The 15,193-nt window shown below is 54.4% G+C and carries 13 protein-coding genes; 7 read left to right on the top strand and 6 right to left on the bottom strand.

The annotated features are described in order from the left end of the window. Window positions 1-30: 30 nt before the first annotated feature. The 7 genes from thiC (at window position 31) to WKR14_RS11030 (ending at window position 8,492) form a co-directional block, all read left to right on the top strand. Window positions 31-2,121: a phosphomethylpyrimidine synthase ThiC gene (thiC, locus tag WKR14_RS11060; RefSeq protein ID WP_339086119.1), complete on the top strand. Its 2,091-nt coding sequence runs from the start codon at window positions 31-33 to the stop codon at window positions 2,119-2,121. A gap of 1 nt (window position 2,122) precedes the next feature. Then, window positions 2,123-4,621 carry a bifunctional hydroxymethylpyrimidine kinase/phosphomethylpyrimidine kinase gene (locus tag WKR14_RS11055; RefSeq protein ID WP_248952634.1) on the top strand — a complete coding sequence of 833 codons (2,499 nt, stop codon included), beginning with the start codon at window positions 2,123-2,125 and terminating at the stop codon, window positions 4,619-4,621. Then, window positions 4,611-4,811, top strand: coding sequence for a sulfur carrier protein ThiS (gene thiS / locus WKR14_RS11050; protein ID WP_100143590.1), 201 nt, complete (start codon window positions 4,611-4,613; stop codon window positions 4,809-4,811). Before WKR14_RS11055 ends, thiS begins: the two co-directional genes overlap by 11 nt. 1 nt (window position 4,812) lies before the next feature. Beyond that, on the top strand, window positions 4,813-5,592 hold the full coding sequence (locus WKR14_RS11045) for a thiazole synthase (RefSeq protein ID WP_234554789.1): 780 nt from the start codon (window positions 4,813-4,815) through the stop codon (window positions 5,590-5,592). Continuing rightward, window positions 5,585-6,742, top strand: coding sequence for a 2-iminoacetate synthase ThiH (thiH, locus tag WKR14_RS11040; RefSeq protein WP_248952633.1), 1,158 nt, complete (start codon window positions 5,585-5,587; stop codon window positions 6,740-6,742). Before WKR14_RS11045 ends, thiH begins: the two co-directional genes overlap by 8 nt. A 124-nt stretch (window positions 6,743-6,866) precedes the next feature. Further along, window positions 6,867-7,121, top strand: coding sequence for a hypothetical protein (locus WKR14_RS11035; RefSeq protein ID WP_025888106.1), 255 nt, complete (start codon window positions 6,867-6,869; stop codon window positions 7,119-7,121). A gap of 402 nt (window positions 7,122-7,523) precedes the next feature. Further along, entirely contained in the window at window positions 7,524-8,492 is a 969-nt protein-coding gene (locus WKR14_RS11030; RefSeq protein WP_420884220.1) for a putative metalloprotease CJM1_0395 family protein, read from the top strand. Between the two features lie 129 nt (window positions 8,493-8,621). On the opposite strand, the gene WKR14_RS11025 is transcribed toward WKR14_RS11030, so the two are convergent. The 6 genes from WKR14_RS11025 to WKR14_RS11000 form a co-directional block, all read right to left on the bottom strand. Then, window positions 8,622-8,906 (bottom strand): hypothetical protein, encoded by a 285-nt coding sequence (locus tag WKR14_RS11025; protein ID WP_234554783.1) that lies wholly within the window; start codon window positions 8,904-8,906, stop codon window positions 8,622-8,624. A 100-nt stretch (window positions 8,907-9,006) separates the two neighbouring features. Next, window positions 9,007-10,062: a DUF4365 domain-containing protein gene (locus WKR14_RS11020; protein ID WP_234554781.1), complete on the bottom strand. Its 1,056-nt coding sequence runs from the start codon at window positions 10,060-10,062 to the stop codon at window positions 9,007-9,009. 388 nt (window positions 10,063-10,450) lie between these two features. Beyond that, window positions 10,451-11,347: a LysR family transcriptional regulator gene (locus tag WKR14_RS11015; protein WP_339086108.1), complete on the bottom strand. Its 897-nt coding sequence runs from the start codon at window positions 11,345-11,347 to the stop codon at window positions 10,451-10,453. 58 nt (window positions 11,348-11,405) lie between these two features. Continuing rightward, a complete protein-coding gene (locus tag WKR14_RS11010; protein ID WP_224867507.1) occupies window positions 11,406-12,476 on the bottom strand; it encodes a DUF3541 domain-containing protein in 1,071 nt (356 codons plus the stop codon). Beyond that, complete coding sequence (locus tag WKR14_RS11005; RefSeq protein WP_339086106.1) at window positions 12,436-14,274, bottom strand: M3 family metallopeptidase; 1,839 nt, start codon at window positions 14,272-14,274, stop codon at window positions 12,436-12,438. The genes WKR14_RS11010 and WKR14_RS11005 overlap by 41 nt, the downstream gene beginning before the upstream one ends. After that, window positions 14,246-15,193, bottom strand: coding sequence for an alpha-L-glutamate ligase-like protein (locus WKR14_RS11000; RefSeq protein ID WP_039032903.1), 948 nt, complete (start codon window positions 15,191-15,193; stop codon window positions 14,246-14,248). The genes WKR14_RS11005 and WKR14_RS11000 overlap by 29 nt, the downstream gene beginning before the upstream one ends.

Below are 15,193 nucleotides of genomic sequence, written 5' to 3'. Positions count from 1 at the left end.
ATTTCATTTTCCAAAAGAGTGAGCTTGCTTATGTCAAATCGTCAATCCAATCGTCGTCAAACCCGTGAGGCCGCCCAGGCCTTTATCGATAACCTTAAACCCTTGCAGCATCCCAATTCACAGAAGCTGTTTGTTCAGGGCTCCCGGGCCGATATTCAGGTTGCCATGCGCCAAATCAGGCAGACAGACACCCGAATACCAACCCAAGATGGCAGTGAGCAATTTGAACCCAATCCCGCCGTACGTGTTTATGATTGTGCCGGCCCTTATTCAGATCCCAACGCGGCTATCAATGTGCGCCAGGGCCTGGATAAACTGCGCCAGGGCTGGATCCTAGAGCGTGATGATACGCAAGAGCTGACTTCGGTCAGCTCCAGTTTTACCCAGCAGCGACTGGCGGATGAAGGGCTGGATCATTTGAGATTCGACGCTTTGCCCAAACCGCGCCGGGCCAAGCCGGGTAAGCGGGTGACCCAATTGCATTACGCCCGCGCCGGTATTATCACTCCTGAAATGGAATATATCGCCATTCGTGAAAATATGGCCCGGGCCAACGAAGCGCTTGCCAAAGATCCGCAACTGGCCCGCAAAGCCAAAGGAGAAGCCTTTGGCGCTATAGTTGCCACGCCGATAACCCCTGAGTTTGTTCGCAGCGAAGTGGCCCGTGGCCGCGCCATCATTCCCGCCAACATCAACCATCCGGAAGCCGAGCCTATGATTATCGGCCGCAACTTTTTGGTGAAGGTCAACGCCAATATCGGTAATTCGGCAGTGACCTCTTCCATTGAGGAAGAGGTGGAAAAACTGGTGTGGGCCACCCGTTGGGGCGCCGATACGGTAATGGATCTGTCTACCGGCCGTTATATCCACGAAACCCGCGAATGGATAGTGCGCAACTCGCCTGTGCCCATAGGTACCGTGCCCATCTATCAGGCGCTGGAAAAGGTCAACGGCATTGCCGAAGATCTCAGCTGGGAAGTGTTTCGCGACACCCTGATAGAGCAGGCCGAACAAGGGGTGGATTACTTCACCATTCATGCCGGGGTCTTGCTGCGCTATGTGCCCATGACGGCCAATCGGGTGACCGGCATGGTGTCCCGTGGCGGCTCCATTATGGCCAAGTGGTGCCTGAGCCATCATAAGGAAAACTTCCTCTACAGCCATTTCCGCGACATCTGTGAGCTTTGCGCCGCCTATGATGTTTCTCTGTCGCTCGGTGACGGCATGCGCCCCGGCTCGATTGCCGATGCCAACGACGAGGCTCAGTTTGCCGAGCTGGAAACCTTGGGTGAGCTGGTGAAAATCGCCTGGGAATACGATGTGCAGACCATAATCGAAGGGCCGGGCCATATTCCTATGCAGCTGATCAAGGAGAATATGGACAAGCAGCTTGAGTACTGTGATGAGGCGCCTTTCTACACCTTGGGGCCCCAGACCACGGATATTGCGCCCGGCTATGATCATTTCACCTCTGGCATAGGCGCGGCGATGATTGCCTGGTACGGCTGCGCCATGCTCTGTTATGTGACCCCCAAGGAGCATCTGGGTTTACCTAACAAGGAAGACGTTAAACAAGGGCTTATTGCATACAAAATTGCGGCGCATGCCGCCGATGTCGCCAAGGGACATCCAGGTGCCCAGCTGCGCGACAATGCGTTGTCCAAGGCCAGATTCGAGTTTCGCTGGGAAGATCAATACAACCTGGGGTTGGATCCCGATACCGCCCGGGCGTTCCACGATGAATCTCTGCCTCAGGAGTCTGCCAAGGTGGCGCATTTTTGCTCCATGTGCGGACCCAAGTTCTGCTCGATGAAAATCACCCAGGATGTACGCGACTATGCAGCGTCTCTGGCTGCATCTCAGGTGGCTTCGGGGGATTCATCAGGGGCAGACTCGGCAGAGCGCCAAACCGAGCCTGTGCAGGCTGAAGAACTGACGGCACAGCCGCTGGAAGTACTGGATGCCGAGGCGGGGATGGCGCGGATGTCGGCGCAGTTCAAGGCCGCTGGCAGCGCCCTGTATCATCCGGCTACAGCAGCCGAAAAGTCCTTGTCCAATCCCAAGTCCAAGTCCAAGTCCAATCCCGAGCCAGAGGCTACACGCTATGAAGAGGAAGCCTGAAATGGCGGCTGATAAAAGGCCGATAGTCTGGAGCATAGCCGGCTCAGACAGTGGCGGCGGCGCAGGGATCCAGGCCGATCTGGCCACCTTGAGTAATCTTGGCTGTCATGGCTGCTCTGTCATCACCACTTTGACCGCCCAGAGCAGTGTGGCAGTGACGCTAACCGAGGCGGTGAGCGAGGAGATGTTGCTAGCGCAACTCAATGCTCTGCTCGGTGACTTGCCGCCCAAGGCGATAAAAATCGGTTTGCTCGCCAATCAAGCGCAGCTGCAGCAGCTTTGTGACTGGTTGGCTCGGCACCTGCCTGATGTTCCTTTGGTGGTCGACCCCGTCATGGTGGCCAGTTGCGGCGATGCTCTCTCAAAGAGCACTGCAACGGGCGCAGCGCGGCTGGATTACCGGCCGCTGGCGGCGCTCTCCACTGTGCTGACCCCGAATATTCACGAGCTGGCGTTGCTGAGTCGCAGCGATATTCATGACTTTTCTTCCTGGCAAGATGCGGCAACTTGCCTGGCAAACGAACTGCCTTGCCATCTCTTGGCCAAGGGCGGGGATTTCGAGGCGGGGGTCGCGCGCGGTCTGGCAGAAGACTTATTGCTTTTTAAAGACTTGCCTCACAGCTCCGGGTTGCATCAACGGCAGGGGTTTGTGTTGGCGAGCCCAAGACAAGCATCCAGCAACAACCATGGCAGCGGTTGCACGCTATCCAGTGCTATAGCGGCATTTTTGGCCCACGACTGGATCTTGCCCGATGCGCTGATCTTGGCCAAGGCCTATATCAATGGCGCCTTGGCGCAGAGTTATCGGGTAGGCACTGGTCCCGGGCCCTTAGGTCGCCCCGGGGCTTGTCTGGCCGCCGAGCTTATGCCTGTCATCTGGCCGCTGGAGGATTATCCCTGGGCCAACCCAGCCCAGGTGCTTGGCGCCCCTTGGCTTGCAGCACCAACCTCTGCTGATGCTGTTAGTGCTAAAGGCGTTGGTGTTAAAGGTGTTAGTGCTGAAGGCTTCAAAACGTTGCCCCATAATTTGGGTATCTACCCGGTCGTGGCCGATGTCGAATTGCTGGAAGCCTTACTCAAGGCAGGCTGCCGCACTATTCAATTGCGGCTCAAGCAGGAAGTGCTGCCCGGTTCGAGCGCCGAGCAGGCGATCATTCGCGCTATCGCGCTCGGGCACCAATATCAGGCGCGGGTCTTTATCAATGATCACTGGCAACTGGCCATTGCCCACGGCGCCTTTGGCGTGCATTTGGGCCAGGAGGATCTCAGCCAGGCATCCCTTGAGGCCATCCAAGGGGCGGGTATGGCGCTGGGGTTATCCAGTCACGGTTATTTCGAGGCGCTGCTTGCATTGCGCCACAGGCCCAGTTATCTGGCCCTCGGGCATATTTTTGCTACCAAGACCAAAGTGATGCCATCTCTGCCCCAGGGACTGGCGCGCCTTGGCGCCTATAGCGAAACCTTCGGCTCCTTGGTGCCGACGGTCGCCATTGGCGGCATTGACGAGCATAACCTTGATGCCGTCAAGCATACCGGAGTGGCCAATGTCGCCGTGGTGCGGGCCATTACCGAGGCCGCCGAACCGGTAACGGCATTTAGGCGCCTGACACAAAGCTGGTTAGGGCGAGCAGCCACGATTGCAAGCGGGATTAGCTATGCTCAACAAAATGCCGGGCTGAGCGATCGCGACTTTATCCGTTACGGTAGCCAGTTGCTGCTGCCCAGAGTCTCAGAAGCGGGGCAGCTTGCCTTACGGGCCAAGACGGTCGCCATAGTGGGGCTCGGAGGCCTTGGTCATCATCTGGCGCGCTCTTTGGCCGCCGCCGGAGTAGGGCGTCTCATTCTTATCGATCCCGATATTGTCGAGCTGGGTAATCTGCCAAGGCAACTGCTCTACAACGAGCAGGATATCGGCCGTTTGAAGGTCGACGTGGCCAAGGAAAAGCTGGGGCGCGATTATCCAAACTGCCTGATTGAGATTGAGCCCGAACTGTTTGGCCCCAAGAGCGCGGAGCTTATTCGTGAGGCGTCACTGGTATTGGATGCCAGCGATAATTTCCTTTGCCGTCATAACCTTAATCGAGCCTGTGTGAAGCTGGGTAAAGAGTTGATTGCGGCGGCGATCAGCGCCGATTCCGGCCTGCTGTGTCATACCGCCCCTTGGCTTAACCCCGAGGCGGGCTGTTATGAATGCCTGTTCCCGCGGGATAGCACAGGCTCGGGGCGCTGCCGCGACATGGGGGTGCTGGGTCCTGCGGTGCAAACCCTGGCGGCGATGCAGTCGCTGGCAGCCATCAATACTCTGCTTGGAGAGCGCAGCACCCTGGGACGGCTCATCAGCTTGGATTGCCGAACTTTAAGCGTACGTGAGGCTGCGCTTTGCGCCGACCCGGCATGTCTTTGCTGTCAAACCCAATCTCAGGCTGGAAATCAAACCGAAGCCCAATTTATGACAGGGCGCCCTGAGCTTAGCCGTGAGGAGAATTGCGATGCAAATTAAGATAAACAATCAAGTCAAAGAGTTGCCTGAGGCTATGACACTGTTACAGCTGCTCGAGTGGTGTGAGATAGCGCCTGGCAGCGTGGCGCTGGTACGTAATGGTGCCGTAGTGCCCAGATCTCAGTGGCCAGAGCTTGAATGTCAAAGCGGAGACAGTCTCGAGCTGTTTTCCGCCGTTGCCGGAGGTTGATATGTTGCAAATTGGCGAGTTTGAATTTCAATCCAGGCTGTTTGGCGGCACCGGCAAGTTTGCTTCGGCAGAGCTGATGCAACGCTCGCTCGTGGCCAGCGGCGCCGAGTTGGTCACAGTGGCGATGAAGCGGCTCGATTTTAACCAGGATAGCGATGAATTGCTGGCACCGCTCAAAGAGCGCGGCGTGCAGCTGCTGCCCAATACCGCCGGGGCCCGCAATGCCAGGGAGGCAATTTTTGCTGCCGAGCTGGCGCGGGAGATGCTGGGCACTCAACTATTGAAGCTGGAGATCCACCCGGATCCCCGTTATCTATTGCCGGATCCGGTAGAAACACTGGAAGCGGCCCGAGTCTTGTGCAGCGATGGCTTTACCGTACTGCCTTATGTGCATGCCGATCCCGTGTTATGTTTGCGCCTCGAAGAGGTCGGCTGCGCTGCCGTGATGCCGCTTGGCAGTCCCATAGGTTCCAATCAGGGGCTGGCAACAGAACCCTTTTTGAAGATCATCATAGAGCAGGCCAATGTGCCTGTGGTGGTGGATGCCGGGATTGGGGCGCCGTCTCAGGCGATGCGGGCAATGGAGTTGGGCGCCGATGCCGTGCTGGTCAATACTGCCATCGCCTCCAGCTTGGATCCCGTGACCATGGCGAGTAGCTTCAAGGATGCGGTGCGCGCCGGGCGAGCAGCCTATCTTGCCGGACTCGGGGCCATCAGCAATCGAGCCCAAAACACCAGTCCACTGACCGGGTTTCTCAATCTGGGAGAAAACCATGACTGATTTTCTCGAGCGTTTTACCGCTATCGACAGAGATCTACTGCGCCTTGCTATTGCCAGTGTCAGCGCCGCTGAGGTGGAGCGTTGTCTGGCGCGGCCCGAGACGATAGCGCACAATCCCTCGGCCTTGCCCATTCTTTTGTCACCGGCGGCCCGGGAATTTCTCGAGCCTATGGCGCAGCTCTCTGCTGCGCTCACCCGCAAGAAGTTTGGCGCCAACATAGGTCTCTATGCGCCGCTCTATGTTTCCAATCTGTGCGCCAATGATTGCGACTATTGCGGTTTCAGCATGAGCAATAAAATTCGCCGCAAGACCCTAAGCCAGGCCGAACTGGATGCTGAAATTGCCATTCTTAAGCAGCGCGGCTTTGATTCTGTGTTGCTGGTTTCCGGCGAACATGAAACCAAGGTAGGGCTGGATTATTTTGCCCAGGCGCTTTTGAGGCTCAAGCAGGACTTCAGCTATCTGGCGATTGAAGTGCAGCCCCTCGCAGAAGCGGGTTATCGACGCCTGGTTGATGAGGGGCTGGATGCCGTGATGGTATATCAGGAGACCTATCAGCCCGCCACCTATGACCGCCATCATCTTAGAGGCAATAAAAAGGACTTTGGTTTCAGGCTCAATACACCGGACAGGGCCGCCAGGGCCGGGGTCGACAAGATAGGCCTGGGGGTCTTGCTCGGGCTGGATGATTGGCGCCTGGACTCGGCACTGATGGGATTGCACCTGGACTATCTGCAGCAAAAGTACTGGCGTAGCCGCTTCAGCGTTTCGCTGCCAAGGCTCAGGCCTTGCGTTGGCGGAGTAACGCCGGCTGTGACTCTGGATGATGCCGGACTGGTGCAGCTAATCTGCGCCATGCGCTTGTTCAGCCCTGCGCTGGAGTTGAGTCTCTCTACCCGGGAGAGCGCCTCACTCAGGGACAATCTATTGCCCCTTGGGATCACCCATGTGAGTGCTGCCAGCTCAACAGAGCCCGGTGGTTACAGCAATCCCAAGTTGCAGCTGGATCAGTTCCAGATAAGCGATGAGCGCACCGTCCCTGAGGTGGTCAGCGCCATTCGAGCACAAGGCATGCAACCTGTGTGGAAAGATTGGGACGCGAGTTGGCTCGCAGGCGCCTCTTTTGCGGTAACCCATCAAGGCGCATAAACCTTTCAGGCTGTACATTTGCATCGAATTGACCAATAATCGTTCAAAGCTGTGGTTGAAATGGTAGCAACTGATTTTAACCACAGAACCACAATCCACAGTCCAATACAGACAAGGGGCAATCATGCAAATTCCATCGGCTTTTTCGGCGGGAGTTCAAGGGCTGCAAAGCGCCCAGTCCGGCCTGACTCAGGCAACAGTGGATATCGCTCGTCCGGCACCTGCGCAGCAGGCCGATTCGGCCCGCCCGGTTGAGGAGGCAGACAAAACCTCGGCACTGGTATCGGCATTGGAATCCAAGGCCCAGGGTCAAGCTTCAGTAGAGGTGATTGAGCGCGCATCCGACACCTTGGGCAGTATCATAGATATCGAGGTGTAATATATGGTTGGCGCGCTGGCCGGCGCGGGGCTGACGGCAACAGCCGTGTCCCGGCGGCCAAGCTCGTCAATTGCCAACTTAAGCAGTGGCAGCTCCATAAACCAATCGCCTCTCAGCGCCAACCCTGCCGGTAAAATCTCCGCCACTCAAAATCCCTCTCAGGTCAATGGTGTAAAGCCAAGCCTAATAAACCTGAACCCATTAAACCCGAGCTCGGGAAATCAAAGCCCAATCATTACAAGCACAGCCAATTCGATCCCGCACCTAGGTTCAGCTGCACAACATTCAGAGCCACAAACCGTAAAGCTGCCGCGGGAAGCACTGGTCAGTTTGACTAAAGGAGCCCTTGGGGCAGCGGCCTTGTCCAGCTCCGGCCATTGGCATGGAGAGGTTCAAGCATCGATGCCGCTCGTGGAGACATCGGCTCAAGCATCTGCCTTTTCCGGCCAAGGGGCTGACATTGCCGGCGGCCCTGCTATACCAGTAACTTTAGCGGGAGAAGCGCCTGATGTTCCCGCTTTTAATGGCACAAATACTTCCGCCAACTCTATGGGTGGGGCAGAGCAGGCTTTTGACAACACTTCCGGCAGCTCATCGAGTCGCTCATCAAGCCAGTCAGGCAGCGACGTAAAAGAAGGGGACGACGGGGCGGCTCGCCAGTCAACCGGGGAGCCGAATACGGCAAGCTCCGCCGAACCCAAGCCGGATGAGGCGCAACAGAAACAGCAGCAGAACCGTGAGAGTCGTGAGCAACAGGCGCTTGAGCGGGAAATTGACTCCCTGATGAAGCGCGATACCCAGGTGCGCTCCCATGAACAGGCTCATGCCGCAGTAGGCGGGATCCATGCAGGACAACCGGCATTTGAATTCGAGAAAGGACCCGATGGCAAACGTTACGCGGTGGAAGGTGAAGTTCAGATAGATGTCTCTGTGGTGAACGGCGATCCGCTGGCGACCATGGCGAAAATGAAACAGGTCTATGCGGCGGCGATGGCACCTGTCGATCCTTCCATGGCCGATATCCGGGTTGCCGCCGAGGCGATGCGTAAATATAACCAGGCAAGGGAAGACGCCGGGATCCAGAGACTTGCCGCCGCGCCAAAGCCTGAGCTGAGTCAAAACCTGTTGGGAGCCGCGGATCCGGCGGCTGAAAAGTCCGGGCCTTCCTTTTATCCCAAGGCTGGCGATTCTGCAAATTTCCCCATAGGCCTGTCTCGTCTGATGGGCGCCATAGCGCAGCAGTCAAATGCCTTGAATGAACAGGCTTTCAGTCCACCCAAGGCCGAGTTGCAGCTCGAGCCGGGTTCAGTTGCCGAAGTGATAGCCGCTGAACAGCAACAGGCGCAGCGCATTCGGGATGAGAGTCGTTAGTGCTTCACATATCTTCAAGGCTAATTTGAGTTCGGCGAGAGCGCGGCATAATAACCTCCTTGTTAAATGCTTAAACAAAGCATAGTCGGGGGTTTACTTCCGCGTCATTAACGCTGGGTGTCCATATTCTCAGCAGAATGGGCAAAATAAATTATCCATAAAATCTAGTGGTTCAATATTTGGACTTGGCAAAATTACTGTTACTTTACCGTGCTTTTCGCATTCAATTTCTTGAAAGCCACCTTCATTAGCAACTGTGCTTATGTCTAAATCACTCCATCCACACCAAGGGCAACACTTAATTTCTGCATCGGTGTTTGCAGCTATCTCTTGCTTCCAGTTGCATTCGCCACAATGAAGCTTGTGTATTACCTTGGCTTCTGTAAGCGTAGTTACTTTAGGCTTCTCGATCATATCTCTTTCCTATACATATAACGCCCGCCACAAACGCGAGGAACGTATTGCAAGTCGAGCGGCCAAAGGGCGCGTTTTTTATGGCGTTTGTTAGATTTTTTTAGTAAAGGTATACGTAGCCTTCTTGCTCTAACTGTATAGCCATTTCTTTAGTCCAGCTTAACTCAGGGTACTTTTCCCAAAGCCGTTTCAACATGTCAATTGCTTTCTCTTGCAAATAATGAGCATAAAGAATCACTGCCGAGTTACGTGTATGTGTCATTAGTTCTTTATTTTCAATGATAGCTAAGAGCTTGAGTTCTTTTTCATGAATCAACGAGATAAGAGATTCAGCATTTTGCCCTAATGAGCCACGCTCAAAGCAGTCGTCTTCATCTAGCAAGTTCAGCATTTTGACAACATCACTTTCTGACATAGATGCTATAGATGAGCGTAAGTTATTCCTTAAGCTAGTTGGGATATCTTGCCCGCTACGCCAGAATATATCAGGGTGCCCAGGAATGTGTGCTAAATAGTACAATATAGCTGGATCTAACTCGTTAACGTCCCAACTCTTGAAAATATTAAGTATTTTCATCCAAGCTTCTTCAGATTGGGTATGGCATCGAGCCAATGAACTTAAGCCTAAACAGTGCTCTGTATAGTCGTTCGATTCAGAAAATTTAATTGATTCCTCAAGTGACAGTTTGATCTCTTGTTTCAAATGTAAGGGCTTGAATATCTTCTCAAAATTTTTAGACGTGAAACTTGATAACTCTGTTTTATTGAAAGTCACTGTGTAAGGGCCATTGTTTATTACGTCCTGTTCGGAGCCAATATGGTATTTAATATCCGTCCAATAAGCAGCATCTTCATCCGGATCATAGACAATACCTATTACAGGTAATGAGTGTGACTTCCAGTACTCAAAGTGTTTTTTAGAAGTAGGAATGGAGCAAGATTTATTGGTACAGAAAGATTTTCCCGACTTGATTTGCAATGCGACGGTAATACCCTTCACGTCTTCTTCATCTACTAATTCTACAAACGCATCGTTACCATAATCATTTTCTTGGTGCACCTCATGAAAGATACTGTTTGAGGATTCAATTATGTTTCGAACATAATTAACTCCTCTTTTAGCCATTGCCGAGCTTTTCAGTTTAGTTGTTCCCATGATGCCTCAAAAAGTCTAACAGCTGTATATAGTACGCTTGTCCTCGGAGGAGTGTAAACGCGCATCGCTATCTCTTTGTATTAGTTAGATCCCTTGCGGCTATACGCGCATACGCGGTCTCCAAACCTATTATCTGCCAACAGTGTTTTATATCTATATGACTTTAACGATACTTTCTGTGATGTTACAGAAATAATGCGCCAGATTATCTTCAAATTTCAGGGGCTTTTGTTAAAACCTCAATAATACTGTGTGAAAAACAAGCACTATAGTGCTCTCCCGGGGCCGTTCGAGTCTTTTTCTAACTGATATTCGTGACGTCATACCATAGGGTCACAGGGTAAAGATGAAGTTGCTCCGTTTCTTACTATTTATAATGAGCTCAGATTTATACTGAGCCAGATTTATGCTGAGCCAGGATAAGTGATTCCAGCAGCTTACAGGCCGGGCCCTGTTTGTCTCTCTGTGGCACCACCAGACTGAGCAGTATCTTGCGGCTGCTGGAACCTTTGAGACTGAGGCGTACCAGTTCTCCATTTTTCAGCTCCTGCTTGACCAGATGCGCCGGGATCCAGCAAAAACCTATGCCTTTGGCCAGGATCACCTTGGCTTCGTGGAAGTTGCTGACGGTCCAGCGCTGCTCGGCCTTGAGCCAGCCGATTTCCTGCTGACTATTGACGCCGGTATCTTTGATCACAATTTGCAGATGTTGGGCCAGCACTCTGTCGTCTTCAATTTCCACTTGGGCCGCCAGCGGATGGGAAGGGTGGCAGAACAGGTAGAAGTCCAGATCGCAAAGGGGCTCAGAGATATAACCCATGGGCGGGGTACCGCAAATCGCAATATCTACCTGATGGTTTTTGATCATCTCCTGGGTGCCGCTGATCACTGTGTCCCGCACTGTGACCCGGGTTCCGCGGCTCTGGGGCAGAAAGGCGGCCAGCGCCTCGGTCAGGGTATCCATCGGGTAGACCAACTCCCTGGCGATGCTCAGACTCGGTTCCCAGCCCTGTTCCAGATTGCTGGCGAGCTGCTCCAATTCCCCCACAGCCTGAGTGACGTGACGAGAGCGACGCAGCAGTACTTCGCCGCATTCGGTCAGATAGGCCTTGCGGCCACGCACTTCGAGGAGTTGGATCCCCAACTGATGCTGCAGCTTGGCCACAGCATGGTTGAGGGATGATTGGCTCTTGTTGAGCTGCTCTGCGGCCTGGGCGTAACCACCGAAGTCGACGACGGCCTGCAGGATCCGCCACTGTTCCAATGTGGACTTGGGTCTGTTCATTTTCTAAAAACTCGTCAGATTTCGGCCTATCATGGGTGGAAACTGCCAGTTTTTCAAACTATTTAGCCTTTTTCGTCGACTCGGTCGCCTGTTTGACCGACTCGAGTGGCGTCACCTGCATCGGCAGGTATTTTCGGGTCGCCTTGAGCTCACTCAAATAGGGGCCTTTATGCAGTTTTTCCGGCCATTTGAGCAGCATCATCGCCAGCACATTACGGTGTTCCCCCAGAGCCAGCGCCGGGTTGCCTTTGGGGGAGCGAATAAAGTCCACCTCAGGATCGAAGGACTTGATGATGTGCGCCTGAGTGGCTTTCACCATGGGATGATCTTTGCCCTTGCCGGCGAGCAGATAGCTTATTCCTACTTCGGCAATAATATCGTTGGTGGCATCACTGAGGATCCGCTCGCGGTTGGCTTCGAAGTAGTCGAGGATCCAGGCGAACTCCTTGGCATCAACCGGGTGCTGATAGTATTCGCTGGCGGCGAAGATAAAGTGAGTCATGCCATAGAGCTTATTGCGATATTGTGCCTTACTGAGCTTGTCATCCTCGGCATCCGGGTAGACACGTTTGAAGGCGGCCTTGTAGTCTTCCAGGTAATCGCCAACGCCAAGTTGCTTGGCCCAGTAAACATAATTGATCAGCTGCGCCGCCCAGGCTTCAATCATGGCTTCGTCGGTCAGGCCGTGCTGCAGATCTGTACTTTTGAGCCCTTTGAGCAACTTGTCGTGGCAGGGGCCGGTAAAACCAAACTCATTTATACGGCTGGCGTAGCGCAGCAGCACATCGGTATAAAACAGAAATTCGGGGAAGGGTTTGAGCGCTTTTTTGCGTGCCTTGGCCCGGGGGCCATTGCCCAGTTGGGATATCGCCTTGAGCGATTCACTTTTGACAAATTCAGGGTCGTCCAGCTGGCAGGCATAGAAGCTTTGCGCTTCAGTAACCGCAAACAGATCCACCAAGGCGGCGTTGGCGTACTGCTCGTCACCTGTCATCCGATAGAGACGGATCCCGTAATGGCCTTGCACCCTTGGGGGCAGCTGGTAGAGATGCTGCTCCAGATTCTGCTGAATGCGTTGATAAACCTCATCAGCGCTGGGCTGGCTCTTGGCGGCCAGGGTACTGCTCATCACTCCCAGGCAGAGGGCAAGTGTCAGTTGACCGGTTCTCTTGAGTATTGGCATCGCGTATCCTCCGGATGAGTGTGGCCGCATCGGCAGCGCCAAACAGGCTTTGCAAACGGGCGGCCATAGGTTGGGCTGATTCGTTGACCAGCAAGAGATCAAATAGTTGCGCCGGGTTGCAGCCCCGGGTGTGAACATCTATCGCTTTGGCAAGCTGTTGTTGCCAGAGCCCGAGATAATAGAGCGGCCCCTGATCGCTGATGGCGCCAAAGCTGTAGCTATAGTCACTGACTTCGGGCCAAGAGCCATTAAAACTGGCTGCAAACGCCTTGTGCAGCTGTGGGTATTGGCTGTTGCCAAAGGCTTCAAAGCTGGCGAGGGCCACTTTGGCACGAAACACCTTGAGCTGCTGCTGGTATTCTTCGGCCAGTTGTTCGCGCGAGCCAGGAGCCGGCTTGAGTGAGAACGTAAAGGCGCCGCTCAGATAGCGTTCCAGCCAGGCTTTGCCCACTCCGGCGCCATCCTGAGGCAACTCCAGACTGTTGTTGAGATAATAACGACCGCCACCACTGAGTTGGGCTATGGCGGCGCTCAGGGAAGAAACTGCGGTCTGATAGTCCTTGAGCTTCACTTGCTGAGGCTTAAGCACCAGCTCGCTCTGGCCGGTTTGTTGGCCGACAACGGCGCGGCGCAGCATTTTATGGCGGTTGTGTTTACCTTCGCTGATAAGCAGTTCACCCAACAGCCGACCATGGTGATACACCCTGAGCCAGTCGTCGTTAATCCGCTCTGCGGTTAATCCCAGCGGTTTGAGATGGTCAAACAGAGCTTTTAGTACTTCAGAGCCTTTGAGGGCGACCATTTCTGTTGACTGGGCCTGTTGTAACTCGCGGCCCAGATCCCAAGGGGCGTAATCCAGTTTTTGAGTGCTGGCATCGAGAAACTTGGCCACATCGCTTGGGGTGCTCAGCAACTGAGTACTGAGGATAAAATCACTGTAGCTCGGGTAACCGAGCGCCTTGGCTTGCTCTTGTCTCAGGGCAAACACAGATGACAGCGGCAGTTGATTGCGTAATCTGGCGCGGCCCTGATAAGTGCGCCAAACCTTGGCGCGACAATCACCATCGGCCTGTTGCATCAAGTAAGAGGCGATATTGACTGCAAAAAAGCCGGGCTTTTGGGCTGATTGAGCGGCTTCCTGCTCCGCTGAATTATCTTCGGGGTTGAGAGCCTGTTGCATGCCGGGCAGGGCGCATTGTCCCAACTCCAGCTTGAGATCGTCACTGCGCATTCCCTGGCGAATGCTGGCCTGGGCGCCATGAAGGCGTGCTTTTTCCTCTATGCCCAGATGTTGTTGCATCAACCAGTCCAACCTCTGGGCCAATGCCTGAAGCTGTGGCTCATCATCCTGGTTCAGTTCGGATGTCAGGCTTATCAGCGCCGGTTCGCTCAGGAATCTATCCATGGTGTCGGCCAGTTTCAACTGACACTGCAACAGCAGCTCATGCTGCGCCGCTGACAGGGGAAAACTCCGATAATAACCGAGGCGGTCATTGATATTGTGCAGCCCGAGGGTTTGCCGCTCCAGCAGCTGCAGATCTTGAAATTCAGGTTGAAAATTGCTGCTGTATTCGACACATTGAGCCGTCAGCAAGGGGACGGCATCAGGCGCGGCCAAGGCGGGGGAAATACCCGAGGCCATTGTCGATGCCAGCAGCGAAGCCAACAACGACAGTGGCAGCCTGGACTTGAGGCGAGACGGACTCAGGCCGGAGTTAGCGGCTGGCAAAGTGCTTCTTGGCATAAGCGACCCGTTCTTCCACTGACATGGGTTTGCCCGTCATTCTTTCCACATGCTGCAGCCTTGGCAATATCCCCATGCCATTGGCTATCTGGATGGCAAGCCCGGGACGGGCGTTGAGCTCCAGCAGCAGTGGTCCCTTGTTTTGATCCAGTACCATATCGGTTCCCAGATAACCCAGTTCGCACATCTCATAGGCGCTCGAGGCCGTGTGCAACAAGGTATCCCAGTGGGGCACCTCGATTTCAATCAGGTTACGCCCCGTGTCCGGATGCAAATCGACCGGGCGGTCAAACTGCACCGCATGCAGACCGCGGCCGGTGGCGATATCCAAGCCGACACCAACCGCGCCCTGGTGCAGGTTGGCCTTGCCATCGGAAGCGGCGGTGGACAACCTGAGCATTCCCATCACAGGAAAACCCTTGAACACTATCAGGCGGATATCCGGAACCCCTTCATAGCTGAAGCCATCGAATACGGGATCGAACTCAATCAAGCCCTCAATAATAGCTACATCCGGCTTGCCACCGAGGGAGAACAGGCCGCTGAGGATATTGGAAACGTGGCGATCGACCTCGCTCGGGGTGACTTCATTGCCGTTGGGCTTATAGAAGCGACCGTTTTCCACATGGGTGATCACCAAGATCCCTTTGCCGCCCGAGCCTTTGGAGGGTTTGATCACAAAGCCGCTGCGATCTTTTACCTGCTCGGGAATGCTATTGATACCGTGTTGCTCGCGCACCACGCCTATGAGATCGGGCACGGCAATATCATTGGCAAGCGCCAGTTGCTTGGTGGTGAGCTTGTCGTCCACTCGTTTGTAAAACTTGCGCGGGTTGTAGCGGCCAATATAGTCGATATTACGCTTGTTCATATTCAGCACGCCAGCGCGGCGTAGCTGCCATGGCCAGGCAAAATTCAT

Origin of the sequence: Shewanella chilikensis (assembly GCF_037953065.1) — a bacterium.
Classification (GTDB): Bacteria; Pseudomonadota; Gammaproteobacteria; order Enterobacterales; family Shewanellaceae; genus Shewanella; species Shewanella chilikensis.
The sequence above is the reverse complement of the archived record's forward strand: the minus strand, read 5'-3'. Positions and strand labels throughout refer to the sequence as shown.

Bases quoted from the DNA above. Each gene is read 5' to 3' on its own strand.
- WKR14_RS11025 (WP_234554783.1), bottom strand. From the start codon at position 8,906: ATGATCGAGAAGCCTAAAGTAACTACGCTTACAGAAGCCAAGGTAATA.
- WKR14_RS11045 (WP_234554789.1), top strand. From the start codon at position 4,813: ATGTTGCAAATTGGCGAGTTTGAATTTCAATCCAGGCTGTTTGGCGGC.
- WKR14_RS11055 (WP_248952634.1), top strand. From the start codon at position 2,123: ATGGCGGCTGATAAAAGGCCGATAGTCTGGAGCATAGCCGGCTCAGAC.
- WKR14_RS11005 (WP_339086106.1), bottom strand. From the start codon at position 14,274: ATGCCAAGAAGCACTTTGCCAGCCGCTAACTCCGGCCTGAGTCCGTCT.
- WKR14_RS11015 (WP_339086108.1), bottom strand. From the start codon at position 11,347: ATGAACAGACCCAAGTCCACATTGGAACAGTGGCGGATCCTGCAGGCC.
- thiS (WP_100143590.1), top strand. From the start codon at position 4,611: ATGCAAATTAAGATAAACAATCAAGTCAAAGAGTTGCCTGAGGCTATG.
- thiH (WP_248952633.1), top strand. From the start codon at position 5,585: ATGACTGATTTTCTCGAGCGTTTTACCGCTATCGACAGAGATCTACTG.
- WKR14_RS11010 (WP_224867507.1), bottom strand. From the start codon at position 12,476: ATGAGCAGTACCCTGGCCGCCAAGAGCCAGCCCAGCGCTGATGAGGTT.
- WKR14_RS11020 (WP_234554781.1), bottom strand. From the start codon at position 10,062: ATGGGAACAACTAAACTGAAAAGCTCGGCAATGGCTAAAAGAGGAGTT.
- WKR14_RS11035 (WP_025888106.1), top strand. From the start codon at position 6,867: ATGCAAATTCCATCGGCTTTTTCGGCGGGAGTTCAAGGGCTGCAAAGC.
- thiC (WP_339086119.1), top strand. From the start codon at position 31: ATGTCAAATCGTCAATCCAATCGTCGTCAAACCCGTGAGGCCGCCCAG.
- WKR14_RS11030 (WP_420884220.1), top strand. From the start codon at position 7,524: ATGCCGCTCGTGGAGACATCGGCTCAAGCATCTGCCTTTTCCGGCCAA.
- WKR14_RS11000 (WP_039032903.1), bottom strand. From the start codon at position 15,193: ATGAATTTTGCCTGGCCATGGCAGCTACGCCGCGCTGGCGTGCTGAAT.